We start from the raw sequence: 22,846 nt of genomic DNA on the forward strand, positions 1-22,846 counted from the left end.
TAGCAAGGGAATGCTTTCCGATGTCGAACCCGAAGGGCCCTTCGCCCCTAACTGATTACTTCTGACTTACCTAGCCTTCGTCCTCATTTTTAATTAACGTTTCCCCATCCATCATTCTTTTAGCTGCTTTTAATAGATCATCTTCTACATAAGGTTTCACAAAATAGCCATTTGCCCCGCGAGACGCTGCTATATTCCGCATTTTTTTCGCTCCACGGGAAGTTAGCATGGCGATCGGTAAAGATGATAGTTTTTCGTCTTGTTGCAGTTGAGACAGCAGTTCTAAACCGTTCATGCGGGGCATTTCGATATCACAGAAAGCGATGTCACACTCTAAACCATCACTTAGTTTTTCCCAGGCTTCTTGACCATCTCGCGCTTGTTCGACACGATAACCAGCCTTTTTAAAAGTCATGGACAATAGCTCTCGTACCGTTACCGAGTCATCAATAATTAGGACTAGAGGCGCATTCTCAAATTCCGCTTCTGCCAGATTGTTTTTAACTCGATTAAAGTTAACGGTGACGGATTCAGCTTCTTTATTTGCCCGATTGATGTCAATCAAATGTTGCGCCACATCCATCAAATCTTTTTCGGTGTAGGGTTTAGTTAAATAAGCTTTTGCACCCAAGTCATTAGCTATTTGTCGATGTTTATCGGCACCACGAGAAGTCAACATAGCAACAGGAATAGATCTAAGGGATTGATCCTTATGCAGATTAGACAGCAGTTCTAAACCATTCATGCGAGGCATTTCAATATCGCTAAAGATCATGTCGCAGACTAAACCACCTCGCAGCTTATCCCAAGCTTCTTGACCGTCTCTAGCTTGCTCAACCCGATAGCCCAGCTTATTAAAACTCATTGATAGTAGCTCTCGAACCGTAATCGAGTCATCAACTACCAATACCATTGGCTCTTGCTGAATACTTTCAGCCTGGAACTGTTTTCTGGCAGCTTCACCAGCCAGGACATCAAAGCCAATTTCAATAGTTCTCTTACCTTGAGCAATTTCAATTAGCTCTAGTACGTCACCAATCGGCATGATTGTACCATCACCCAGAACTGTAGCTCCTGCTATACCTGGTGGTTTCGGGATTGCGCCATCAATTTGTTTAATTACGATTTCTTGTTCGGCTTTAACTTCATCTACTTCAACTGCTAACAAATTATCTAAACTGCGCAGAATAATTACAGAAATAGTATCGTCGTTGTTTTGATTTGCATTATATATTCCAGCCCTACGAATTTTGCGATTGTAATTAAGTAGAGTCTTGAGAGGTCTTAACGGTAACAAGGTATTTTTCCAGGTAATACAGCGCAGACCGTTGGCATTAGTTGTAATATCACTGGGTAAATATTCTTTGGTGTCTTCTACCCCGTCAATGGGAAAAGCAATCTTTGTATTATCGTCTACACAGGTTAGGGCTTTACAGATACTTAAAACAAGGGGTAAGCGAATCGTAAAAGTTGTACCTTTGCCAACTTCTGATTCAGTGCTTACCGAGCCACGAATTTTTTTGAGGTCGGTATTAACTACATCCATACCTACACCACGACCAGCAAAGTCATCAGCCTGGTCTTTAGTGCTAAAGCCTGGATGGAATAGCAGCTCATAAACCTGTTGTTCTGTCAAATTTTGTGCTGTCGCCCAAGTGATGAGATTTTTCTCAACCGCTTTTTGCTTGACAATTTCAAGATCGATTCCCGCCCCATCATCACGAACGGTAATTACAGTCTGATTCCCTTGAATAAAGGCACGAATATTAATATTTCCTACTTCTGGTTTACCTTTTTTCAGTCTTTCTTCAGGCTTTTCAATCCCATGAGAGATGGCATTGTTTACCAAGTGAGTCATGGGATTATAAAGATGCTCGACGATCATTTTATCGATTAGCACATCTTTACCTTCTACATAAAGTTGAGTTTGTTTTTTCTGCTTACGGGAAATATCTCTAATTGCTCTAGGTAGTCGGTCAGTCGTTTGCTCAAAAGCAACCATCCGCGAAGAGTTCATGCCGTCTTGCAACTGGCCGGTTACCTGACGGAAAGTTTGAGCAACCTTGTCCGTTTCATCTACCACAAACTGAATATCTGATGCAGCTTCTCTAACTCGGACAATTAGCTCAATAATGTCTTGAGAAACTAAGTGGAAGCCGTTAAAGCGATCCATCTCTAGCGCGTCTAATCCTTCTGCTTGAGCTTCTCTAGTGCTACCAAAACCAGAGCCACCAGCAGCCACCGCTGAGTTAGCACGGGACTGACGACTAGCGATTAATGCTCCTTCTAAAAGCGATCGCTCGTACATATCGTGCATTTTAGCTCCAGCATCTCCTAGAGACTGTACATGACCTAGTAGGTTATCTAAAAAGCGACGCAATCTTTCTTGATCATCCTCTAAACGATTACGTTTAACTACTAGCTCTCCGATTAAGTTATTGAGGTCATCCAGTTTCTTTACCGAAACCCTCATTGTTTGGTCAAAACTTTGGGCTTGATTGACTGGTGAAAGGTCGGCTACTTCGTTACTTACTTTAACAGTTACTGGTGCAGGACTAACCTTGGGTCGCTCAAAAGCAGCAGGTACAACCTCTAGCAAGGAATCAACCTCATCGCCAAGCAATGAGTCCAAGGATGATAATTCTAAATCAGAATCCAAGGAATTTTCTATTGTTTCAGATGTAGACTCTAGCACCAAAGAATCTAAAGACTCTATTTCTGTCTCTAAGTCTAATATGCCGTCGAGATCATTATCTAATCCTTCTGCCGTCAGCGAATTTAGATCACTTAAGCCTTCAAAATCATTAAGCTCAAGACTATCAAGCTGTAGATCTTTAGCACTATCTAAGTCTAAAGCTGAGTCATCTAATTTATCTAAAATATTTAGATCGATCTCTTCTAAATTATTTTCCTGAGCATATTTGGCTGTTAATGATTCAAACTCGCTCAAATCATCAAGCTGAATGTCTTCGGAATCTTCTAGATTTAATAGTGCTTCTGTTAAAGACTCTAAGTCATCAAATTCTATATCTGCCGAACTATTTAAATCAGTTTCTTTAGCAATATTTTCTTGAAGGTCTGCTTCAACTAGATCTATTTGTTGAGAATCGTTGGTGATGAGTTCGTCTACTTCTGGACTTGATTTAATTTGCTCAGGAGAATTATCTAAAACTAGATTCGACTCTAATGTATTTCCATCCTCAGCCAATAGTGGATCGCGAAAATCCCAGTTATCAAAATCGGCATCTGACAAAACTTTCTTTTTGGTCTGGTCAGTTTCTGCTGTTGAAGACTCTTCAGAATCTAAAGTTTCGGCAGATATAAATTCTGTTACTATCTCAGAATCATCGTCTTCTGTCCATAAATCTGCTGAACCTTCAGAAGCTTTTGAAGGTTCATTTAGATTGTCATTTGTTTCTAAAGACTTGTCTTGACTGCTCATAATAGTTATTTTTGACCGAATATTGCTTTGTTGCTCAACTTTGAACCAGGAAAGGTAAATTTAGTTTTGCCTCTAGAGATTGTCAAAGATGATTCACCCAGAGTCTGGAATTTTTAGAATATGTATATGTATAAATTTGTAATAGCATTATCTGCCGTATTTAAAAGATCCGCTTCAAGTTAAATCTTAAAGCTATAAGAAAAATAAATATATCTACTTAAATTAATTATATGGTTGGCTAGATAATTTTAGTTTGCCCAAAAATAGAGTATCAAATTAAGTTTGACTAAAAAAAATATTGAGGTCTTAAATAATTGAGAGTATATTGTGATTGTTTACTTTGGGTAAACATCATTTTTAGTTATTGTAAAAAATATTATTTGCTGAACACACATGAGCGAACCTACCGCAACTTTACTAATTTCTTGTCCTGATAGCCCTGGATTAGTTGCTAAGATTGCCAACTTTATTTATGCTAACGGGGGTAATATAATTCATGCCGCTCAGCATGCAGATTTCGCTACAAGTTTATTCCTGATTCGTATAGAATGGCAACTTGAAGGCTTCAATTTACCTCGTGAAGCAATAGCTACAGCTTTTAAGGCGATCGCCAAACCTTTAAATGCCACTTGGCAACTACACTTTTCTGACACTTTACCAAAGATTGCACTATGGGTCACTAAACAAGAACATTGTCTTTTAGATCTGCTTTGGCGTAATCAAACTAAGGAATTACCAGGAACTATTGCTTTAATTATCAGTAATCATGCTAATTTGAAAGCGATCGCCCAGCAGTTTGGCATCGATTTTCATTATTTACCGATTACCAAAGACAATAAAGCCGAGCAAGAAGAAAAACAGCTAGAGCTTTTACGCCAATACGAGATAAAGTTAATAGTCTTGGCTAAATATATGCAGATTATTAGCCCCAATTTAATCACTCAATTTCCGAATATTATTAATATTCATCATTCTTTTTTGCCAGCTTTTCCTGGAGCAAAACCTTATCATCGCGCCTATGCTAGGGGAGTTAAAATTATTGGTGCTACAGCTCATTACGTAACCAAAGATTTAGATGAAGGTCCAATTATTGAGCAAGAGGTTGCTAGAGTTAATCATCAAGACACTATTGCCGAGTTGATTCGCGAAGGGAAAGATCTTGAGCGGTTAGTATTATCCCGTGCTGTCAGGCTGCATCTACAAAACAGAGTTTTAGTCTACGATAACAAAACCGTAGTGTTTAGCTAAAATTCAATCAGGTGCAGCATTTTTAAGCCAGCAATTTCAGTATTTAAAATGGAAGAGTTAATCGAGTTAAGGAAAAGTATTACATCAGGAGATTACAGTAAAGCTTTAGAAATCGTTGATCAACTAGAAGAAATGTCTCTAGAAGACAAGCTTAACAAAATATACAGCTACACGGTTATCTTATTGCTGCATTTGATTAAACAAGAAGCTGAAGGAAAAACTACTAGGTCATGGTCAAATTCTATTCTCAATTCAGCAGAGCAAATCAACAGAATCAACAAAAGGCGTAAATCAGGAGGCTATTACGCCAAAGCCGAAGTTTTACAAGAAATTATTGATGACGCTTTTCCTCCTGCTTTGAGAAATGCTGCTTTAGAAGCTTCTGGTGGTGCTTACCAGGAAGAAGAGCTATTGAAAATGATTAGTAGTTTATCTGATATTAAACAAAAGGCACTAAATTTATTGGAATCCAAAACTTAAAACTATTCACTTTTTAACTAAACGAAAACCAAACAAAATATGGCGAGAGTTAATTGGACGAGTGTGTTCGTAAGCAGCACGACAAAAACCAGGTAAATCGTCCCAACCGCAGCCTTTCATGGTGACGCGAGTATCATCATATTTTAACGAACTCGTATATTCAAAGACATTTCCCGCCATATCTTCTACGCCATAAACGCTTTTACTTAGAGGAAATTTGCCAATTTCGCTAGTATAATTCAATTCGCTAGTTGCTGAGTTGGTTGCTTGGTTTTGCCAATCATTACCCCAAGGAAAATATCTGCCATCTTCTCCTCTGGCTGCTTTTTCCCATTCCTCCGCCGTTGGTAGGCGATAAGCTGCCTCCGTTTTTTCTCTCCAGTCAGCATAAGCTAGGGCATCTTGGTAAGATATAAGCACAACTGGTTTTTGAGCGGTATTGGGGGGATATGTATTATTAGTCCAGAGAAATTCTTTTACCTTGGAATAGGGATGGACTAAAAACCCTTGTTTTTGATAATCTGCTTCGCTAATTCCAGGGGCTTGATAATTGGTAGCTTGAATAAATTCTTGATAGTCTTGGTTGGTAACTAAATTGCGACTAATGCAGAAACCTGGAAGAGATGAAGTTTGGCGAGCGCTTTCCCCATCAAACCAACCTGTTTTACGTAGTTTTCGTTCGGCTTGTTTAATCTCTGCGTCTGTATCAGCAATTGACTCAGCCGAAATACGATAGGCATAATCTCGTTCTTGGCGATCGCTGCCTGAAATAAAATCTCCAGCAGGAACATACACAAAAGATTTATCTGATGTGCATTCTTCAGAGGTGATAGCTGCCGATGATCTGGCTGATGGAAAAACGCCACAGCCGATAATGGCGATCGCTATTGTGACTAAAGCTATTATTTGTATGGGTAACTTATTAAAATTTTTTGTAGGCATTATACTTTCTATAGAAAAAAGTGAAAGTGAAATATTTTAGCAATCTGTAATTTATTTACTACTAAGCATTTACCCGTTAAAAAATTATGCCTCAGAATCTTTCAACTAATACTAGCGATCGCCTTATTGAAGCCAACCCAGACTGCGAAAACTGGATTGTTGATGATGATAGTTCGACCGAAGCTTATTATCCTCAAGAAACAGAGTTAACCGTAGATCCCTATCGCCTTTTTCGTTTTCTAAGCGATCTAGAAGATATATTGCTGGATATTCCTGGCGATCGCGATCGCCTTAAAGCCATCATGCCTTTAGTGCGACATTTGTTAACCAGTTCTTATTGGTTACAGATGGAATACGATCAGCCTTCGCCTAAAACTGGTTGGTCTGTCAAAATGCTGTATCGTGAACCAGAATATCCTCTAACAGTACAGATGGTAGCTTGGCAACCCCGAAGCGTATCACCAATTCATAATCATGGTGTGTGGGGAATCGTGGCTTTAATAAGTGGCGAAGAAAAAAATCGGTTTTGGAAGCGATCGCCAACTGCTGAACATCCCGATCGCCTAGAGTTAGTTGGAGAAAAAATTCTGCAACCAGGAGAAATCATTAGCTTTATGCCTGGTGCTATTCACAGCGTTGAATCTATTGGCGACGAGCCGACTATATCCTTTAATCTTTACGGTGAGACAAACTATAAGCAACGTTATGAATTTGATGTCACAAATCATACTGCTAAGAACTTTTAATAGATAACTGTGTAGTAAAAATTACCTACTACCTACTACCTACTAACAATTCCTGACCACTGCACCTGTTTTTCCCCCGTGCGTCGATAAGAGAAAAAGCGATCGCTTTGTTGATAAGTACAGTATGGTGCGATCGCTATATATTTGGGATTAATATCTAATTGTTCTAGCTGAATTTGATTTACCCGTGGCACATCTATACGTACCTTTCCTGGTACGTCATCAGGCGAAATCGGGGAATTAGGTAATTGCCTTAATGCTGCTAATATTTCAGCGTCAGTTTTGCTTTGGGCATCAGCAACAATAGTTTTGCCCACTTCTACGGCAACATCTTCACCTACCTGATAAACTTCACCAGCGATCGCTGGACCAATAGCAATCCGCAGGTTTTCTTTTTTGCTATCTAACTCTAGAAATCGAGCGATCGCACCCGAAACTATTTTTTTTGCTGTACCTCGCCATCCTGCATGGATAGCACAGACTTTACCCGTAACTATATCTCCAATCAAAACAGGAGTACAGTCCGCACTAGCTGCCCAAACAGATTGTTGTGGCTGTTGGCTCATAACTCCATCAGCATCAGGAAAAGAGCCAGCTAAACAATTTTTTTCTTCAATTTCTTGGGTTGTTAATACTATATTGCCATGTACCTGCTTAACTCTATAAGCAGTTGTATTGGGTTGCAAAAATAGAGTTAAATCTTCTGGAGTACGGGGATAAAATTGCTTAGTAAAAAAGCCATGTTGCCAGTTAGATAATACATTACAGGTTAGGTAAGAATAATCCTGCCAACTTTGCCATTGCCAAATGCGATCGCTATTTCCTGAGTCAGTCACAGAATTTGAATTTGAAAAGGACTAGCAATTATTGTATGTTGATTAACTATGAATTATAGAAAGGTGACATCAATTCTAATTTATGCAGATCGCTTGGCATACCAAGCATGAAGAAGAAGGGTTTGTAAGAACAACACGGGAGCATCAAAACCGCTTGATGCGATCGCTGATTCAACCTCCCGGGGCGATAATATAGCGACATCTTTGCCATAAGAAGTGCGAAATTTTTCAACCTCCTCAATAGCTACTTCAGATTTCAACATTCGCAGCCAAAATTCAAACAAACTTTTATAAGTTGAAGTGGACATATCAGCAGCCAAGGTAGACATAACCAAATATCCATTAGGGCGAAGTCGCGAGGCAATTTGACGTAAAAAGCTGCGTCGCTCATCTGGCTGAAACAGGAAATAAAGCACTACAAAGCAAGTGACAGCATCAAAAGCGTCCGAGGTCGGCAGTGAATCAAGATAGCCTTCGTAAAAAGTGCAGCGCGACGCAATACCCGTCTTTTCGGCTTGCTGGCGACAGATATTTAGCATAGGTGTCGCAGGCTCTACAGCCGTAAACTGCCACTGGGGAAATGCTTGGGCGAGATTAATCAATTCTGCGCCAGTACCCACGCCAACACAGAGAACTCGTGCATTGGCTGGCAGTTCAGAGAGTAGCGCACGGGTAAGTAAATGAAGTACGCCGTTCAGAGGAGCCAACTTAGCAAATCGTTTGTCATAGGCAGATGCGCGTTCTTGGTCGAAGACAAAAGGTTCTTGGTTCTGCATAGGAGTAGGGAATAAGTACAAACTTGGACGTATTCTAGTCTTTATGTAAAAATGCTTTTCTCTCAACTTAAGGCGTTTGAGAGGCTGTGAACTGGGAGTAAAGTTGCTACGTAGCGAATTTAACCTTCTAACCTTTGTTCAAATAGACTCCGCCGTAGAACAACGGAGTTTTGCCAATCGAGATAATCTCTTACTATTCAAGAGCTTAAAGTTTTAATTTCTGCCGAAGCCTATTGCTTAATATTTTTGTTAAAATCAACTTAGCAATATCTGAACGAAATAAAACTTAGAATAATCCAACGCTCAAACAATAGCAGTTAGTTTGAAACGACTGCTACATAAAGCTTGGTTTCTGGTTCATATTTCCAGGCTACTCCTTCTGGATCTTTGCTTTGACTCCACTCTTCAAAATCAGGCTCAGATTTCCTTCTACCAACGGTACTGGAATTAAGATCGAGACGTTTTGCTAGTTCGGCTTGAATTAATGATTGTCCAGCATCAATAGAAGTCGGTTGATTATCTGTTAAATCTTCGACTTCAGATTCAGTATCTATTGCAGTTGAAGTCTCTGCTTTAGTTAGTTGAGCGACGGCAGATGATTCTTGAGAATCGTCTAGGTTTTTAATTCCTGAATTTTGTTCTTGTTTTGCCAATTGAGCAATACCTCTAACCGATAATTTGTTAGATTCTTTAGCTGCTAATTGATAAGAGTTTATAGCCTGATCTGGTTCACTATCGTCAAAAATACTGCCTAAAGCACTGGCAGTAGGGAAATAATAAACAACGCCTTTATCTTTAACATTTTTAGGCTTGGTACCATATTCCTCGCTTTTACGGCTAAGAAAAATTTTGGCATCTCTAGCAGTCAGGTTTGCTTTAACGGATAGATCCACTGGAGTTAGGTAGCCCCGATTTTCTTTAATTAATTGATTAAAGTAGGGATTGATATCTCCACACCATTTTTGCCACTGAATATTTTGCCAAATTTTATAAGCTACGATTAATGCTGCTAATGCTAGCAAAAAAGGCCATAGCTGATATAAAACCACAAAACCAAAGGCAAGAGGCAGAATGAGAACCAAAATTCCAGCAGAACCATTATCTAGTACTTTTCCAGTCATAGTTTTGGTTGCAATTGCATAAGATGTACGAAGTGGAGCTAAAAAATAGCTCCTGGTGAATGAAAGCTCTGTCGTATTTAGGTTAAGTGTTTACTTGAGTTTTTTAATCTTGCTTGACAAGACAATAACTCTTGGAAAAAATCCTTTTACGACAGTTTTCTTTTTAAGTTGCAAGATATTCTTGCATAATTTGTCTGATTGCAATATTAAAGTAAATTGTGTTGCAACGCACGCAACTAATGCAAAGTTTAACAACTAATTTCTAAACTGTAGCCATCAGGTTTGATAATTCAAGACGTTGCAACATGGCTTTGCGTGCTGCAACAGCTAAAGAATCGTCTAAAGGAGTTAAAATAAATTCTTGCTCATATTTTTTTTGCAAGGCTTTTTTAATTAGCCAATCTGCAATAAAAGGATTTTTGGGTAATAAAGGTCCATGAGCATAAGTTGCGATCGCATTTTGATAAAATGCCCCTGCGGTTTTATCTTCTCCGTTATTGCCATAACCTTTAATTACTCTACCCAAAGGCTGCACATCGCTAAGATAGGTTCTACCGCCGTGATTTTCAAAGCCAATTGCGATCGCTTTTTCTCCCAGCATCTGCTCTAATTCAGAGGCGATAGGATTGGCGGTAATTTCAAATACTAAGTTGCCTATACAGCGTTGGGCATCAATACCTGGGTGTTGACTTACCATATCCAGTAGCCCTAAACCCTCAATTCTTTTACCCAATGCTGGCTCGTAATAGTGTCCTAAAAGCTGGGGTGAGCCACAGGTAAACACTCCTGGTGTTCCGCGATCGAGCTTTTCCTTGAGAACTTGGGCTTTTTCTCCCCGCAGGTCACGCATGACAATTTCTTGTTGACGATCCTGCGCGCCTCCACCCACAATTAAATCTACTTGGCTGAATTTTTGCGCCTCTGTTTCTCTGGTAAGGGAAACAATCTCTACCTCGATTCCTCGCCACTGACAACGCCTTTGCAGACAAATTACGTTACCGCGATCGCCATAAGTACTCATTAGTGTCGGATAAAGCCAGCCAATTGCAATTTTCATCAATCTGATAGTAAAAGTTAAACATTAGCAAATTCAACAACTCGATTGGGTAAGCTGGGGAAACCCCAGCACCCCTCTCGTTCAAGGCTAATCGCCACTGGCTCAATCAATTTTGAAGAAATTGTTAAAAATAGGTAAACTAGAATTTTGGGCAGGTTGCAGATTAAGACCAAGTGTTAATCTACAACCTGCTAACCTAGTGTTTAGATAAACATTGTTTAATTGACATAACTTTAGGATTTATTGGAATGACTTTCACTCCCACCGTAACTAAAGAGAAAGCTGGTCAAACCATCACACAGCATTATCCCAACTACAAAATCATTGTGCTAAATGACGACTTTAATACTTTTCCCCACGTCATAGAATGCCTGATGAAATACATTCCAGGCATGAGTGGCGATCGCGCCCAAGAGTTAACTGAACAGATTCATTTTGAAGGACAGGCTCTAGTTTGGGTTGGTCCCCAAGAGCAAGCAGAACTGTATCACCAACAGTTAAAGCGCGCTGGATTAACTATGGCACCATTAGAAAAAGCTTAAAATCAAGTAGTAAAAGCAAGTAAAGATTATGTCTTCTGATGGTCGGTTAGTCTGGAATCACTCAACTCATCTGGCTGGTTTGATTCCTATATTGGAAAAACTAGTTAAGTGTGAAGGAATCACCACCATTACTCCAGGCAGAATCAAAAAGACTAGAAGCCATATCCCCAAAATGAAGCTGAAGATATCTGTTCCCATTCGCGGTGGCTATAAAATTATTGCCCGCCAAGGAAAAACAGTACAGGAAGTGTTTGTCCTTAGTACCTTAGAGCAGTCAGAGTTGGAACAGGCGATCGCCAATTTATTATAAGCAGCAACTTTCCAGAAAACGTCCATACGAGCAAATGTAGGGTGGGCAAAAGATCATCTAGAGTAAAAAGCATTTCAGGTGTAAATCTTTGCCCACCAAAATTAAAGTCATTATTCCCAGCAAAATAATGTCTAGTTGTGTTTCGGATTAGAGTAAGTCTGACCAGATATTAGTATAGATTTTGCTTTAGTTCATCTTTGACTTGTTGAAGAAATTATATTCAATTCCTTGTACTTGATTTGACGCATCGCTATTTAAGCGATTTACAAGAGCGATCGCTTTTTGGGATAAACAAAAAATAATCTAGAACAAAAAGCATTTCAGGTATAAATCTTTGCCCACCAAAATCAAATATCAAATAATTTTATCTTTGCAAACACAATGCCAATTGTGAGCCTATATTCACGATTGAAATTTCGATGGGCATTAACACTATGCAGCTTTCGCTAGCTGATCTAGATTGCCATGCCCACCTACGTTTAATGTAATAGCGATCTAAACCTTCGCTATGTTCTTGAAGCTAATTTTCAAATAATCATCATCCATTTTTGCTCCTGATGGCTCAAGTGCTGCCAAAGCTTGAGGTAAAACCAAGTTACGACGATGATTACCAATTCTGACGTTTAACTCATCGCCAGTTTTATTTAACTGGATTTTTTCTTTGGGAATTCCTGGCAGATATAGATGAAGACTATAGTTACCTTCTTCTTGAATTATTTTAATCGTGTTTTCCTTGTAATAAACCTGAGTAGGATCTTCGTCCTTATACAAGATTTCTTTAAGCTTTTCTAATGCTTCCATGCCACACATTTCGGTAGGAAACAAAGGAGCTTCTTTGACTGGCAAAGGATGAAAGTTATCATAAATCTCTTGTTTATAAACTTTCTGGTTTTCTTTCCAGCGTTGGAAAAAAGGATCGCTCACCTCATCAGGAATTACCCGATTTGCTATTACTAAGTCTGTAGCCACATTGTATAAACTTAGATAAGCATGGGCGCGCAAGGACTCTTTAATCACCATTTTTTCGGGGTTCATTACTAAACGCACCGAAGTTTTAGTATTATCGGTCAAAACCTTTTCTAAAGCTTCTATCTGCTCATAAAATTCATAGGGAGCATTCATGACTTCATTATCAGGCAAGGAAAAACCTGCAATCGGTTTAAAAAATGGTTCAACTAAGGGACGCAAAGCTGCGGACATTCCCTGTAAAGGCTTGTAAAAACGCCTCATATACCAGCCTCCAACTTCAGGGAGGCTTAACAGTCTTAAAGCCGTTCCTGTGGGTGCTGAATCAATAATTAAAATATCGTAGTCACCATCATCATAGTGACGCTTCATTCTGACTAAACCAAAGATTTCATCCATCCCTGGCAGAATTGCTAATTCTTCAGCCTGCACGCCGTCTAAACCTCTGGCTTGCAAAACCTGAGTAATGTAACGCTTCACCGCACCCCAGTTGCCTTCTAATTCTCTCAAGGCATCAAGTTCTGCCCCCCAAAGATTAGGACGGACTTGTATTGGGTCGTGTCCTAATTCAAGATCGAAGCTGTCCGCCAAAGAGTGTGCAGGATCGGTACTCAGTACTAAGGTTCTATAGCCTAACTCCGCACAACGCAAACCAGTGGCAGCAGCAACGGAGGTTTTACCTACTCCGCCTTTGCCAGTCATTAAAATTACCCGCATAAAAATTTAGATCCTATATTAAATATATTTACATTACTTAATTTTATTGTGACGCTTTTTTACCCGAAAAGAAATTTTGGCGCAAAACATTCCAGGGTGAAATATGCCAATAGTCAACATGAGATGAAATTAGATTATCGCCGTTAATTCCTAATTCACTCCAGCCAGGAATTGATAAGCGCGGTTTCCAAGGCAGGGGTGGAGTCATATTTAATGTCCACTCTGTCTTGATCGAGTTATCCTGTTTACTCATGTCATGTACTTCCATCTCGACATTGATGAAAAAGCTGTTTAAAAAGCCGATCATTGCCTGGTACTTTTTAACTCCCCGAAATTCATTTAAAGGATCTTTAAAATAAACATTGTCTGCATAAATATCAAAAGTTTGATTCTCTGGAAAATGTTGATAATCTTCTTTGAGAATTGCGACTAAATCCCTTTGTTGTTGATGGTTAGTAGTTGTTTGTTGATTGTTCATAAGTATTTACTTTTTAGCTTTTCAATTATCGTGGATAACTAAGAGCTAATAGCTAACCCAAGCAATTTACTCTCTATTGAAAGTAGGAACATAAGTTAAACCTCTACCTCAGACCACAGACGCTCTAGCTGAGACTTCCAGGCTGCTAAAAATTGCTCTCTTTGGTTTGGGTCTTGATCGATTCCCCCCATAACCCCTTCTTGGTAGAATCTATCTATAGTCTGATAGGTAGCTTCTAAAGTTTGTCCTTGGGCTTTGGCAGCTTTAACAATTTGAATGATTTGTTTTTCAATCAACTGATTAAAAGAGCCTGAAAGTCCTTTGGCTATAAGATTTTGTAGAGATGCGATCGCGCTTTTCAAATCTTCTGCTGTTAAACTTTCTAGGCGATGCTGATATACACCCCATAAAACATTTTGATTAATTGCATAGCGAACTTCTTGAGTAAGATCAAAATTATCTTCCAATAGCTGAGGTAACAATGACTGGGCTTCTGAGGCTGTTGCAATAGGGGTTAATAGTCTCAACCAGGAACTATCTTCTGAGAGAATTACCAGCAAATGAATCTGGGAATTTTTAATTTGCCAAGCTTCGTTTACGTCATGCTTGATATCGTTTTGGTCAAATAACTGTTCTAGAACAGTTGATATTTCTGCTGCTTTCATCTTTAGGCTGAAAAATAAATATTTGTATTGCTAGGTTTAACGATAGTTTAATAGTTTTTAAGATTAGGTAAATCTGTAATTGTGTATATTTTTAAGGGTTTTACTCAATGGCAAAACATTTGTCATCACGCGATCATAACGTTGAAAAAACTTTTGACCAGCTAGATTACAGTGCTTATTTAGTTCATTGTCATTGGATGAACTATGCTCTTGAATTGGCACATAAGGCAGGGGAAGCAGGAGAAGTGCCTGTCGGGGCTGTAATTATCGATTCTCAGGGAAATTTGCTGTCTGAGGCTGCTAATCAAAAGGAAAAAAATCAAGACCCTACCGCCCATGCCGAAATTGAAGCAATTCGTAATGCAAGCCGAGTAAAGCAAAACTGGTGTCTGCAAGACTGCACTCTTTATGTCACCTTAGAGCCTTGTCCTATGTGTGCTGGAGCAATCCTTAATTCACGCCTCAGTTTGCTTGTTTATGGTGCAGATGAGCCAAAGTCAGGCGCAATTCGTACCGTAGTAAATTTGCCTGATAGTGAATGTTCTCATCACCGACTACAGGTGTTAGCGGGAATTAAAGAGGCTGCTTGTCGTCAACAATTGCAGTCCTGGTTTAGTCGTCAAAGAAACAAAAGTAAGTAAACGGCTTCGCCGTAGCTATTAGCTGTTAGCTCTTAGCTATTAGCTTAATTAGAAGAGGCTTTAAACTTCTCCTAATTGAAGGTGAGAGATGCGCGGGGTTCACGCGCATCTCTAATCGACTTGTTGAACCCAATAGCTTGAAAGCTCTTAGCCTTTTGCTTAAATAGTCTTCAGAGCTATAAAAGCTTTTTTTTGCAATGCAAGTTTAGTATTAGTTATTGAAATCCTAACAGTAAAGCTGTTTGATAAAAACAAAAGCTTGATACCCAAGCTAATCCTAAAGAAAAAGCCAAAGAAAACAAGGTAAATTTCCACGACTTTGATTCGTTCAAAAGCGTGGCAACAGTAGTTAAACAGGGAGTGTAAAGTAAGCAGAAGATACAAAAACTATATCCTTGGGCAAAGCTTACTGTTTCGGTAATATGACCACCCACGGCGGTCGCATTTAAGCCATAGATTACCGCTAACGAACCCACTACAATTTCTTTAGCTACAAAACCAAAAATTAGAGTCAAAGTTAGGTAAGGATCGATACCCACAGGAGCCATAATCGGTGTAAGAAATTCACCCACCTGACCGCCAATAGTATTTATTCCTGTTGCTCCTGGGGGTAAATTAGTAACAGTCCACACCGCAATGCAGCCAAAGGTAATAAACCCTGATGCTCTAGTTAAAAAATGCTTGACTTCGCCCCAACCTCTAACAATTACCTGTTTCCAAGTGGGGAAGCGATAGGGAGGTAGTTCTAAAACAAACGGTTCATCATTTTTAAACACTCCTTGAAACACAGCAGCCGTTGCGATCGCTGCCACGAAACTGAGTAGATAGAGAGAAAATAAGACAATTGCCCCATTCCCATTAGGAAAGACCGCAGCAATAATAAAGACAAAGACCTGAAGCCGAGCCGAACATAGAGCAAAAGGAATAATTAGCATGGTCAGGAATCTTAATGATTGAGAACGCATTACCCTAGTTCCCATCAAGGCTGGAACATTACAGCCAAATCCCATCATTTGCATCACAAAACTGCGACCATCTAAACCAATCCTCACCATTAACGCATCCATTAAATAAGCTGAACGAGAAAGATAGCCACTATCTTCTAAAACCGCCATCAAAATAAAAAATAGAATGATTAAAGGCACAAAACCAATTACCGTAGCCAACCCATTCCAGATGCCATCAATAAAAAAACTTTGCACAACTTCAGGAAAAGGCTGGAGAATTGGCTCAACAAGGCTAGTTTGCAACCAGTCGGTTATATCCCCTACCAAACCTTGAGCAGGTAAGCCTAAGTTCCAAATGAGTGAGAAAACTAAATACATCCCCAGAAAAAATAGAGGCAATCCCAAAATTGGATGTAATAGAATGCGATCGAGCCTCGTAGTTAAATTGTTCCCCACATTCTGAGGCATGGTTACTGCCCCTGCTAAAACCGATTCAATTTTCTTAGGAGTAATATCGGCACAGTTGCCTAAACAGGGTTGAATATTTTTGACTTCCTGGGATTGTCCTTTAAGAGCATAAGAGATTTTTCGGTAGGCGTTAGCATATCCTTTCCCGTACTTGGCACTTACGAGGACACAGGGCATCTCCAAGCGTTCTGATAACTCATCAGTATCAATTACCACCCCGTATTTCTCTGCTTCGTCCGCCATATTAAGAACAACAACTGCGGGTAGACCTAAAGCTTTTATTTGCAGAGGTAGAGAAATTTGTCTATCTATCTGAGAGGCATTAAGCACCACTACCACTAAATCAAAAGGAAATTTGTCTAGGAAACTTCGCGCAACTTTCTCATCTTCAGAAAAGCCGTCAAAGTCATAAATACCTGGTAAATCGACTAATTCTGTAAGTTTGCCGTCAATTTTAATTTGAGCCTGAAGAAAATCTACCGTCATCCCTGGCCAATTACCAACCGCAGCAGCAGCACCCGTAAGGCGATTAAAAAAAGTTGATTTTCCCGTGTTGGGCATTCCCACTAATACAACTCGTTTAAGGCGATCTCGCGAGTCAGGTGATTTGCGATCGCGTCTTGAAATTGTTGTCTTGTTATTATGGCAAGTCATAGATTTATCTAAGATTCTATTGTTTTGTTATTTAACCCGTTCATATCTGATGTCTCAATTCAATGAGAATTTGGATAACGAACTCGAACCATCTCGGCTTCTTGGTGGCGAATCGCAATTTCAGTCGTAGAACCGACGCGAATGTGCAACGGCCCTCCAAAGCCAGCTTTACGTATAACCTTAATTTGCTTATTGGGAATAATTCCTATTGCTGCCAGCCTTTTACCTAACCCCTGACTGTGGCGTTTTAACTGTATGCTCTCGACTACAGCTATTTCGCCCGATTTTAATTCTGATAGTGTCATATATACCAAATAAAAATATCTAGCAATAATTATAAATACTTGAGGACGTTAAAACAAGATATAACTCTCATGTAATCGAAAGTCTTTTAGAACAATGACAATTTAACTTTATTTTTGTTGATTTAAATATTTTCCTCGAAGATGCCATGCCAAAAGTGCGATCGCGATCTTTGCTATTTTGTGATTGACTTCAAATTCGCAATTTGCTAAGTTTGAGATAGTGGAGCTAAAAATTGCGTTTAGGAGAGAAACAAGATGAATGTTGTCAATTAACAAGGAGACTTGATGCACGTCATCTCATATTCTCGACTTAAACAATTCTGGAGCAATCATTCTACTGCTGAGGTTAGTCTAAGATATTGGTATAAACTCACTATAAAACAACAGTGGCATTGTTTTAACGATATTTGTCAAACTTTTCCTTCGGCAGATAGAGTAAAAAACTTCGTTGTGTTTAACATTGGAGGCAACAATTTTCGCTTAATTGCTTATGTTGATTACAAACAGAGTAAAGTTTTTATTCGGTTTGTTTTAACCCATGCTGAATATGATAGAGAGGATTGGAAAAAAGATGAATGGTATCAATAATCAGTAACTCTCAAGTGAGTTGACTACAAATAGCCCCGAATCTCGATTATGTATTTGCTTTTGTTCTATCCTAATTTTTGTCTAAGCCAAATCTTATTTTTATGATCGATAAATATATTCAATTGCTACAACAGTTCCCGCCTCGTACTATAACTAATGACGAACAGTTAGAAGCAACACAAGTGGTTATAGATAAGTTGCTTGACCGCCCCCAATTAAGTCCTGAAGAATTAGATTACCTTAATCTTTTGGGTACATTGGTTTATGAGTACGAACAAAAAGGCGAACCAATTGCCGATATTTACGGTGTAGAACTATTAAAAGTTTTGATAGCTGAAAGACAGTTGCGTCAAAAAGACCTCGTTCCTGTCTTTAAAACAGAGTCTATTATCTCTGATATCTTGAATGGGAAACGACAATTAACTGTGCGTCATATTCAAGGATTAGCTCAATTTTTTAACCTGTCGCCAGCGGTATTTCTACCAGAAGAACAAAACATCAAAGTTATTGCTTAAAAAATATTAGTCTATTTTAAATGAATCTACTTTACATCACGGGGTTACTGCTGTTATTGCTAGCAGTTAGTATTGCTGTTTATCTATTAACCGCCCGTAGTTATCAATCTGCTGATTCTGTTGCCAATTCTTACGATGAATGGACTGAAGACGGAATTTTGGAGTTTTATTGGGGAGAGCATATTCATTTAGGACATTATGGTTCACCAGCAAAATCAAAAGACTTTATAGCTGCCAAACATGACTTTGTGCATGAAATGGTGCAGTGGGGTGGTTTAGATAAATTATCTACGGGGACTACTTTATTAGACGTTGGTTGTGGCATTGGGGGCAGCAGTCGTATCTTGGCAAAAGACTATTGTTTTAAGGTTACAGGTGTCACTATTAGCCCACAACAGGTTAAACGCGCCCAAGAATTAACCCCGCCAGGAATTGACGCTAAGTTTCAGGTAGATGATGCCATGGCTCTTTCTTTCCCTGATGCCAGTTTTGATGTGGTTTGGTCAGTTGAAGCGGGACCACATATGCCTGATAAAGCAGTTTTTGCCCAGGAGTTATTACGAGTACTAAAGCCTGGAGGTATTTTGGTTGTAGCAGACTGGAATCAGCGTGACGATCGCCAAATCCCCCTCAACTTCTGGGAAAAACCTGTCATGCAGCAGCTATTAGATCAATGGTCACATCCTGCATTTTCTAGTATTGAAGGCTTTTCAGAGCTTTTGGCTGAGACAGGGTTGGTGAAAGGAGAAGTTGTTACCGACGACTGGACACAAGCAACTCTTCCCTCTTGGATTGATTCTATCTGGCAAGGAATAGTAAAACCCAAAGGACTAATATTGTTTGGTTTGTCTGGCTTTATTAAATCGTTGAGAGAAGTGCCTACCTTGTTACTTATGCGTTTAGCTTTTGGTAATGGTCTTTGTCGCTTTGGAATGTTTCGGGCTACGCGAGCTAATTCTTCTCAGCCTAAAGAAGTTGAAAGTGAGGCTGCATTAAAAAGTGGGAATTAGTCTGCTTGCGGAAAGTTAAACTGTCCTTTTTAATTAGTAACTTTTAATTTATTATTAGCTATTGGAATTTCTTGATGTTTTTCTTGATAGTCTTCCTTGACTAATTCCCAAGCGTTTTTCAATTCTTCTAATGATTCTTGAGGCGTATCCCCGAATGCAGAAATAGTTGGAATCTCTTGAAAATGTGCCAACCAGTCTCCTTGCTCATCAACATACAAATTGATAATAAAATCATCAAAATTGTAATTATCTAAAGACATTATTTTCCTTTTTGCTGGCATTTAATGAACTGTTGAACTTGATAAATCTTCGCTTTGCCATCTTTGCGAGATTGGATTGGTAATGATTGACTATTAGGAGAAAACCATCTTTTTGACGCGCCAATAGCCAGCCACTTTGTTCCAACAGAGTTTCAAACTCTTTAAAAGTTAGATTTTGTGAATTTTGTTGTGCTTATAAGGTTTGCATCTTTAATTGTATTAAAAGCGATCGCCTGTTCTAAATCACATAAACCGAACTGAGTATAATTCAAAGCAGCTTATAAGATTCAACCTCTAAGACAGGACCGATCATAGCAGTAGTCATAATATCTTCGCGGATTTTCCCTTGTATTTCTACTTTTATTCCTTCTTTTTGTAATTCTGCTACGGGGTCTTTGAGTTGATAGGTTGTGCCATCATCGGTCACTAACGCCCAAACACCAAAGCCAAAGCCCTTTTTCTCGATTGTTCCTATTACTTTCATCGTGGCTATCTAATCAATAAAAAACTGAGTTCCAAATTATCTTAGCAACTTAGAACTCAGTACCTGTAATATTTAATAGATTAAGGAGATAGAAAATCAACTTGTCTCATTTCTTATCCTTTTAAATCCTTGCTGTTCGAGTTTCTTTTTTGCTAGCTAAGTATGCCAAACCTAGACAGAGAAGAGCATTGACTATTAGATAAGTACGAGCGATCGCGCCACTGCCCAAAAGCCAAATACCAGGATCGACTACAGCACTGACACCCAAGCAGGCAGCAACACCAATACTCGAACCAATAGCAAACCATCTCCAGCTAGAATTCCCCAGTAAAAAGATAGTTAAAACAAAAGGAATTAAAACACTGGCAAACAAAGGATTGAGATTAGAATTGCCTAATACTACATTGCCAAGTTCGGGTAAAGAACTCCCAAATAGGCGCATTGGCCATTGAGGAAGATCGAAGATATATAGTCCTTGAAGGAAAAATAGCCCAGAGCTACCAAAAATCAAACCGCTATTGAGAGCCAAGCTAGCAGGTAAATAGTTACGTAAAAACCAAGCTAATAAGTACGAACCAAGCACCATGCCTATTTTAGGCAACAGAGCTACCGCCCCACCATCGATCCAGAAACCAATGTTGAGATAGCCACTCTTACGTAACCAACGGAAGAAATCATTAAAGCTAATCTTGCCTTTAAGAGCCAATTGAACTGCTGCACCTGCATCAAGATTTCCCGCACCAAAATGATTTAGATGGTCTTCTTGAATCTTGCGAGAAGACTGCTTGATAATATTTAATACTTCTGTAGGCTCTTCTACGCCTGTGGCTCTAATTAAGGCAGCCACTCCAGCTACGTGAGGAGCAGCCATACTAGTTCCCTGAAAACCAACAAATACTGATTCTCCACTGCTAGGATCGACCGTATTTTGAATAATTTTACCCGTTTCACTGCCTCCAGGAGCAGAAATATCAACCCCAGCACCAAAGTTTGAGTAAGATGCCTTATCTCCCGCAGCATCGATAGCAGAGACGCTAATTACATCAGGATAGCGAGCAGGATAAGCAGCAGCATTGCGACCTTCATTACCCGCAGCAGCGACAATAACTACCCCTTTGCTATGGGCATACTTAATCGCTTCTTCCAACATGATACTAGCTCCGCCACCGCCCAAGCTCATATTGATTACATCTGCACTATTATCGGCAGCAAATTTAATCGATTCGGCAATATCGGCAATTGTTCCTCCACCACTGCCAGAGAGAACTTTTAAAGGCATGATGCTTGACTGATAGGCAATCCCCGCTACTCCATAACCATTGTTGGTCGATTGGGCAATAGTTCCTGCTACATGAGTACCATGTCCATTATCATCATCAGCATTTTCTTTGTCGTTAACAAAATCGTAGCCTTTGACAAACTTAGTCAGTTTTAAATCAGGTACTTTACTCACTCCTGTATCAATGACAGCGACGGTAACACCTTCTCCTTTGGTTTCATCCCAAGCTTTTTCAATATTAATGTTGCGGAAATTCCACTGTTTACTATAATCAGGATCGTTAGGGGCTTCAAAAGCTTTATATTGATAATTAGCTTCAATATATTCAGTATCTCGGCTAATGGGCGATCGCTTTAATTCTTTAAGAGTTTTTTTGTCACCCTTGACTATATAAATGCGATCGCTAATCGAAAAAACGCTATTTAAATTAACCTGTTGATTATATTTCTGAGAAAGTCCTTGAATTTCATCACTGACTTTGGCGATCGGCACATCTTCTTTAAAATCTAAAATAATGGAGTCAAATTCTCCTGATTGTGCCAGTCCTTTGAAATTGAATAGGGCAAATCCAATTGCAAAAACAAATAGGCACAGCAGCATTAATCTTTTCATTGCCACTTCCTGATGATTATAATTTTGTTACTTACTAAGATAACGTAACTCTGGTGATAGCAACTATATCTTTTGCCTACTATCAATCGCCATGACTTCCATCGAAATTGCGCTCGCCTTGTGGCAACCCAGGTTATTTAATAAAATTAATAAAATCTGATTCTATTGTCAAAGGACTTTCACTAAATCCTCGATTAACAAAACTTTCTAAATCTCTGGCAGCTAAATTAGGCAGAAATATACTATTAGCAATCTCAGTATATCCATCATTTGCTAACTGATAAAAAGTAATCTGATTGTCTTGCCAGAACCAAACTTCTGCAACTCCTATAGACTTATATTTCTTAAGATCGTCAATACTACCACTTGAAAATATTACTTCAATAGCTAGATCGGGAATGCTTTTTCTAGCACCAAAAGAAAAGCTAACATCTGGTTCTTTTGCTGCTAAAGGTTTGTTAACTAATCTAGTTGAACGCATAGGATAATAAAGCAAGTTTGTTTGCCTACAATATGCCACAATTAAATAGTTGATTACCTCTGCTATAACTTCATGATTTTGACTGGGAGACACTAAAGTAATTACCCCATTAAAATATGAAACTCGATAACCTAAATACTCTTGAGAATCTAATTTTTCATAATCAGCCCAATTCATCCCTGCTAGACTCAAAGTTTGGTCTTTTTGACTGAGATGATTTAAATCAAACGGTAGTTTGGCATTGATCAACATAGCTTTATATCTCTGGAACTCGAT

At 39.1% G+C, this 22,846-nt stretch carries 24 protein-coding genes; 9 read left to right on the forward strand and 15 right to left on the reverse strand.

Annotation, left to right across the window (positions count from 1 at the left end; all coding sequences use genetic code 11):
• Nucleotides 1-70: 70 nt before the first annotated feature.
• Nucleotides 71-3,442, reverse strand: coding sequence for a hybrid sensor histidine kinase/response regulator (locus tag SLP02_RS20125; protein ID WP_319422500.1), 3,372 nt, complete (start codon nt 3,440-3,442; stop codon nt 71-73).
• Nucleotides 3,443-3,835: 393 nt separating this feature from the next.
• On the opposite strand from SLP02_RS20125, the gene purU reads away from it, so the two are divergent.
• Together purU and SLP02_RS20135 are read left to right on the forward strand one after the other, a co-directional pair.
• Nucleotides 3,836-4,690, forward strand: coding sequence for a formyltetrahydrofolate deformylase (gene purU / locus SLP02_RS20130; RefSeq protein WP_319422501.1), 855 nt, complete (start codon nt 3,836-3,838; stop codon nt 4,688-4,690).
• Nucleotides 4,691-4,738: 48 nt separating this feature from the next.
• Nucleotides 4,739-5,170: a DUF29 family protein gene (locus SLP02_RS20135; protein ID WP_319422502.1), complete on the forward strand. Its 432-nt coding sequence runs from the start codon at nt 4,739-4,741 to the stop codon at nt 5,168-5,170.
• Between the two features lie 6 nt (nt 5,171-5,176).
• On the opposite strand, the gene SLP02_RS20140 is transcribed toward SLP02_RS20135, so the two are convergent.
• Entirely contained in the window at nt 5,177-6,112 is a 936-nt protein-coding gene (locus tag SLP02_RS20140; RefSeq protein ID WP_319422503.1) for a formylglycine-generating enzyme family protein, read from the reverse strand.
• Nucleotides 6,113-6,198: 86 nt separating this feature from the next.
• On the opposite strand from SLP02_RS20140, the gene SLP02_RS20145 reads away from it, so the two are divergent.
• Nucleotides 6,199-6,858 (forward strand): cysteine dioxygenase family protein, encoded by a 660-nt coding sequence (locus SLP02_RS20145; RefSeq protein ID WP_319422504.1) that lies wholly within the window; start codon nt 6,199-6,201, stop codon nt 6,856-6,858.
• A gap of 35 nt (nt 6,859-6,893) precedes the next feature.
• Here SLP02_RS20145 and pgeF read toward each other — a convergent pair whose 3' ends face one another.
• From pgeF to SLP02_RS20165, 4 genes are all read right to left on the reverse strand, one after another.
• Nucleotides 6,894-7,694, reverse strand: coding sequence for a peptidoglycan editing factor PgeF (gene pgeF, locus SLP02_RS20150; protein ID WP_319422505.1), 801 nt, complete (start codon nt 7,692-7,694; stop codon nt 6,894-6,896).
• Nucleotides 7,695-7,774: 80 nt separating this feature from the next.
• Nucleotides 7,775-8,470, reverse strand: coding sequence for a class I SAM-dependent methyltransferase (locus SLP02_RS20155; protein ID WP_319422506.1), 696 nt, complete (start codon nt 8,468-8,470; stop codon nt 7,775-7,777).
• A 317-nt stretch (nt 8,471-8,787) separates the two neighbouring features.
• Entirely contained in the window at nt 8,788-9,591 is an 804-nt protein-coding gene (locus tag SLP02_RS20160; protein WP_319422507.1) for a hypothetical protein, read from the reverse strand.
• A gap of 262 nt (nt 9,592-9,853) precedes the next feature.
• On the reverse strand, nt 9,854-10,648 hold the full coding sequence (locus tag SLP02_RS20165; protein ID WP_319422508.1) for a type 1 glutamine amidotransferase: 795 nt from the start codon (nt 10,646-10,648) through the stop codon (nt 9,854-9,856).
• Between the two features lie 248 nt (nt 10,649-10,896).
• Between SLP02_RS20165 and clpS the strand changes: the two genes are divergently transcribed.
• Together clpS and SLP02_RS20175 are read left to right on the forward strand one after the other, a co-directional pair.
• Nucleotides 10,897-11,190, forward strand: a complete 294-nt coding sequence (gene clpS, locus SLP02_RS20170; RefSeq protein ID WP_319422509.1) for an ATP-dependent Clp protease adapter ClpS — start codon at nt 10,897-10,899, stop codon at nt 11,188-11,190.
• 28 nt (nt 11,191-11,218) lie between these two features.
• Nucleotides 11,219-11,500: a DUF2103 domain-containing protein gene (locus tag SLP02_RS20175; protein ID WP_319422510.1), complete on the forward strand. Its 282-nt coding sequence runs from the start codon at nt 11,219-11,221 to the stop codon at nt 11,498-11,500.
• A 495-nt stretch (nt 11,501-11,995) separates the two neighbouring features.
• Here the strand turns inward: SLP02_RS20175 and SLP02_RS20180 are convergent, their stop codons facing one another.
• The 3 genes from SLP02_RS20180 to SLP02_RS20190 all read right to left on the reverse strand — a co-directional run bounded on the left by SLP02_RS20180 (nt 11,996) and on the right by SLP02_RS20190 (nt 14,326).
• Entirely contained in the window at nt 11,996-13,183 is a 1,188-nt protein-coding gene (locus SLP02_RS20180) for a TRC40/GET3/ArsA family transport-energizing ATPase (RefSeq protein ID WP_319422511.1), read from the reverse strand.
• Between the two features lie 43 nt (nt 13,184-13,226).
• Nucleotides 13,227-13,661 carry a DUF2358 domain-containing protein gene (locus SLP02_RS20185; RefSeq protein WP_319422512.1) on the reverse strand — a complete coding sequence of 145 codons (435 nt, stop codon included), beginning with the start codon at nt 13,659-13,661 and terminating at the stop codon, nt 13,227-13,229.
• A 95-nt stretch (nt 13,662-13,756) separates the two neighbouring features.
• Complete coding sequence (locus SLP02_RS20190; RefSeq protein ID WP_319422513.1) at nt 13,757-14,326, reverse strand: CesT family type III secretion system chaperone; 570 nt, start codon at nt 14,324-14,326, stop codon at nt 13,757-13,759.
• 197 nt (nt 14,327-14,523) lie between these two features.
• Here SLP02_RS20190 and SLP02_RS20195 point away from each other — a divergent pair, with 197 nt between their 5' ends.
• Nucleotides 14,524-14,967, forward strand: a complete 444-nt coding sequence (locus SLP02_RS20195; RefSeq protein WP_413467405.1) for a nucleoside deaminase — start codon at nt 14,524-14,526, stop codon at nt 14,965-14,967.
• A gap of 215 nt (nt 14,968-15,182) precedes the next feature.
• Here SLP02_RS20195 and feoB read toward each other — a convergent pair whose 3' ends face one another.
• Nucleotides 15,183-17,036: a ferrous iron transport protein B gene (gene feoB, locus SLP02_RS20200; protein WP_319422515.1), complete on the reverse strand. Its 1,854-nt coding sequence runs from the start codon at nt 17,034-17,036 to the stop codon at nt 15,183-15,185.
• 59 nt (nt 17,037-17,095) lie between these two features.
• Nucleotides 17,096-17,341, reverse strand: a complete 246-nt coding sequence (locus tag SLP02_RS20205; protein ID WP_319422516.1) for a FeoA family protein — start codon at nt 17,339-17,341, stop codon at nt 17,096-17,098.
• Between the two features lie 285 nt (nt 17,342-17,626).
• On the opposite strand from SLP02_RS20205, the gene SLP02_RS20210 reads away from it, so the two are divergent.
• From SLP02_RS20210 to SLP02_RS20220, 3 genes are all read left to right on the forward strand, one after another.
• The gene (locus SLP02_RS20210; RefSeq protein WP_319422517.1) at nt 17,627-17,929 is read left to right on the forward strand and encodes a type II toxin-antitoxin system HigB family toxin; all 303 of its coding nucleotides are present in this window, start codon (nt 17,627-17,629) and stop codon (nt 17,927-17,929) included.
• Nucleotides 17,930-18,030: 101 nt separating this feature from the next.
• Nucleotides 18,031-18,444 (forward strand): helix-turn-helix domain-containing protein, encoded by a 414-nt coding sequence (locus SLP02_RS20215; protein WP_319422518.1) that lies wholly within the window; start codon nt 18,031-18,033, stop codon nt 18,442-18,444.
• Between the two features lie 20 nt (nt 18,445-18,464).
• Nucleotides 18,465-19,454, forward strand: coding sequence for a methyltransferase domain-containing protein (locus SLP02_RS20220; protein WP_319422519.1), 990 nt, complete (start codon nt 18,465-18,467; stop codon nt 19,452-19,454).
• A 29-nt stretch (nt 19,455-19,483) separates the two neighbouring features.
• On the opposite strand, the gene SLP02_RS20225 is transcribed toward SLP02_RS20220, so the two are convergent.
• The 4 genes from SLP02_RS20225 to SLP02_RS20240 form a co-directional block, all read right to left on the reverse strand.
• Nucleotides 19,484-19,714 (reverse strand): type II toxin-antitoxin system HicB family antitoxin, encoded by a 231-nt coding sequence (locus SLP02_RS20225; RefSeq protein WP_319422520.1) that lies wholly within the window; start codon nt 19,712-19,714, stop codon nt 19,484-19,486.
• A gap of 268 nt (nt 19,715-19,982) precedes the next feature.
• Nucleotides 19,983-20,198 (reverse strand): DUF5818 domain-containing protein, encoded by a 216-nt coding sequence (locus tag SLP02_RS20230; protein WP_319422521.1) that lies wholly within the window; start codon nt 20,196-20,198, stop codon nt 19,983-19,985.
• 121 nt (nt 20,199-20,319) lie between these two features.
• Nucleotides 20,320-22,089 (reverse strand): S8 family peptidase, encoded by a 1,770-nt coding sequence (locus SLP02_RS20235; RefSeq protein ID WP_319422522.1) that lies wholly within the window; start codon nt 22,087-22,089, stop codon nt 20,320-20,322.
• A gap of 133 nt (nt 22,090-22,222) precedes the next feature.
• Nucleotides 22,223-22,822 carry a Uma2 family endonuclease gene (locus tag SLP02_RS20240; protein ID WP_319422523.1) on the reverse strand — a complete coding sequence of 200 codons (600 nt, stop codon included), beginning with the start codon at nt 22,820-22,822 and terminating at the stop codon, nt 22,223-22,225.
• Nucleotides 22,823-22,846 lie beyond the last annotated feature (24 nt).

It is taken from the genome of Pleurocapsa sp. FMAR1, from assembly GCF_963665995.1.
Lineage (GTDB): Bacteria > Cyanobacteriota > Cyanobacteriia > Cyanobacteriales > Xenococcaceae > Waterburya.

Excerpts from the sequence above, each read along its gene's own strand:
- SLP02_RS20220 (WP_319422519.1), top strand. The coding sequence starts at position 18,465 with ATGAATCTACTTTACATCACGGGGTTACTGCTGTTATTGCTAGCAGTT.
- SLP02_RS20140 (WP_319422503.1), bottom strand. The coding sequence starts at position 6,112 with ATGCCTACAAAAAATTTTAATAAGTTACCCATACAAATAATAGCTTTA.
- clpS (WP_319422509.1), top strand. The coding sequence starts at position 10,897 with ATGACTTTCACTCCCACCGTAACTAAAGAGAAAGCTGGTCAAACCATC.
- SLP02_RS20205 (WP_319422516.1), bottom strand. The coding sequence starts at position 17,341 with ATGACACTATCAGAATTAAAATCGGGCGAAATAGCTGTAGTCGAGAGC.
- SLP02_RS20215 (WP_319422518.1), top strand. The coding sequence starts at position 18,031 with ATGATCGATAAATATATTCAATTGCTACAACAGTTCCCGCCTCGTACT.
- SLP02_RS20195 (WP_413467405.1), top strand. The coding sequence starts at position 14,524 with ATGAACTATGCTCTTGAATTGGCACATAAGGCAGGGGAAGCAGGAGAA.
- SLP02_RS20185 (WP_319422512.1), bottom strand. The coding sequence starts at position 13,661 with ATGAACAATCAACAAACAACTACTAACCATCAACAACAAAGGGATTTA.
- SLP02_RS20135 (WP_319422502.1), top strand. The coding sequence starts at position 4,739 with ATGGAAGAGTTAATCGAGTTAAGGAAAAGTATTACATCAGGAGATTAC.
- SLP02_RS20165 (WP_319422508.1), bottom strand. The coding sequence starts at position 10,648 with ATGAAAATTGCAATTGGCTGGCTTTATCCGACACTAATGAGTACTTAT.
- SLP02_RS20180 (WP_319422511.1), bottom strand. The coding sequence starts at position 13,183 with ATGCGGGTAATTTTAATGACTGGCAAAGGCGGAGTAGGTAAAACCTCC.
- SLP02_RS20190 (WP_319422513.1), bottom strand. The coding sequence starts at position 14,326 with ATGAAAGCAGCAGAAATATCAACTGTTCTAGAACAGTTATTTGACCAA.
- SLP02_RS20160 (WP_319422507.1), bottom strand. The coding sequence starts at position 9,591 with ATGACTGGAAAAGTACTAGATAATGGTTCTGCTGGAATTTTGGTTCTC.
- SLP02_RS20155 (WP_319422506.1), bottom strand. The coding sequence starts at position 8,470 with ATGCAGAACCAAGAACCTTTTGTCTTCGACCAAGAACGCGCATCTGCC.
- SLP02_RS20145 (WP_319422504.1), top strand. The coding sequence starts at position 6,199 with ATGCCTCAGAATCTTTCAACTAATACTAGCGATCGCCTTATTGAAGCC.
- SLP02_RS20125 (WP_319422500.1), bottom strand. The coding sequence starts at position 3,442 with ATGAGCAGTCAAGACAAGTCTTTAGAAACAAATGACAATCTAAATGAA.
- SLP02_RS20210 (WP_319422517.1), top strand. The coding sequence starts at position 17,627 with ATGCACGTCATCTCATATTCTCGACTTAAACAATTCTGGAGCAATCAT.
- feoB (WP_319422515.1), bottom strand. The coding sequence starts at position 17,036 with ATGACTTGCCATAATAACAAGACAACAATTTCAAGACGCGATCGCAAA.
- SLP02_RS20235 (WP_319422522.1), bottom strand. The coding sequence starts at position 22,089 with ATGAAAAGATTAATGCTGCTGTGCCTATTTGTTTTTGCAATTGGATTT.
- SLP02_RS20175 (WP_319422510.1), top strand. The coding sequence starts at position 11,219 with ATGTCTTCTGATGGTCGGTTAGTCTGGAATCACTCAACTCATCTGGCT.
- SLP02_RS20240 (WP_319422523.1), bottom strand. The coding sequence starts at position 22,822 with ATGTTGATCAATGCCAAACTACCGTTTGATTTAAATCATCTCAGTCAA.
- purU (WP_319422501.1), top strand. The coding sequence starts at position 3,836 with ATGAGCGAACCTACCGCAACTTTACTAATTTCTTGTCCTGATAGCCCT.
- SLP02_RS20225 (WP_319422520.1), bottom strand. The coding sequence starts at position 19,714 with ATGTCTTTAGATAATTACAATTTTGATGATTTTATTATCAATTTGTAT.
- SLP02_RS20230 (WP_319422521.1), bottom strand. The coding sequence starts at position 20,198 with ATGAAAGTAATAGGAACAATCGAGAAAAAGGGCTTTGGCTTTGGTGTT.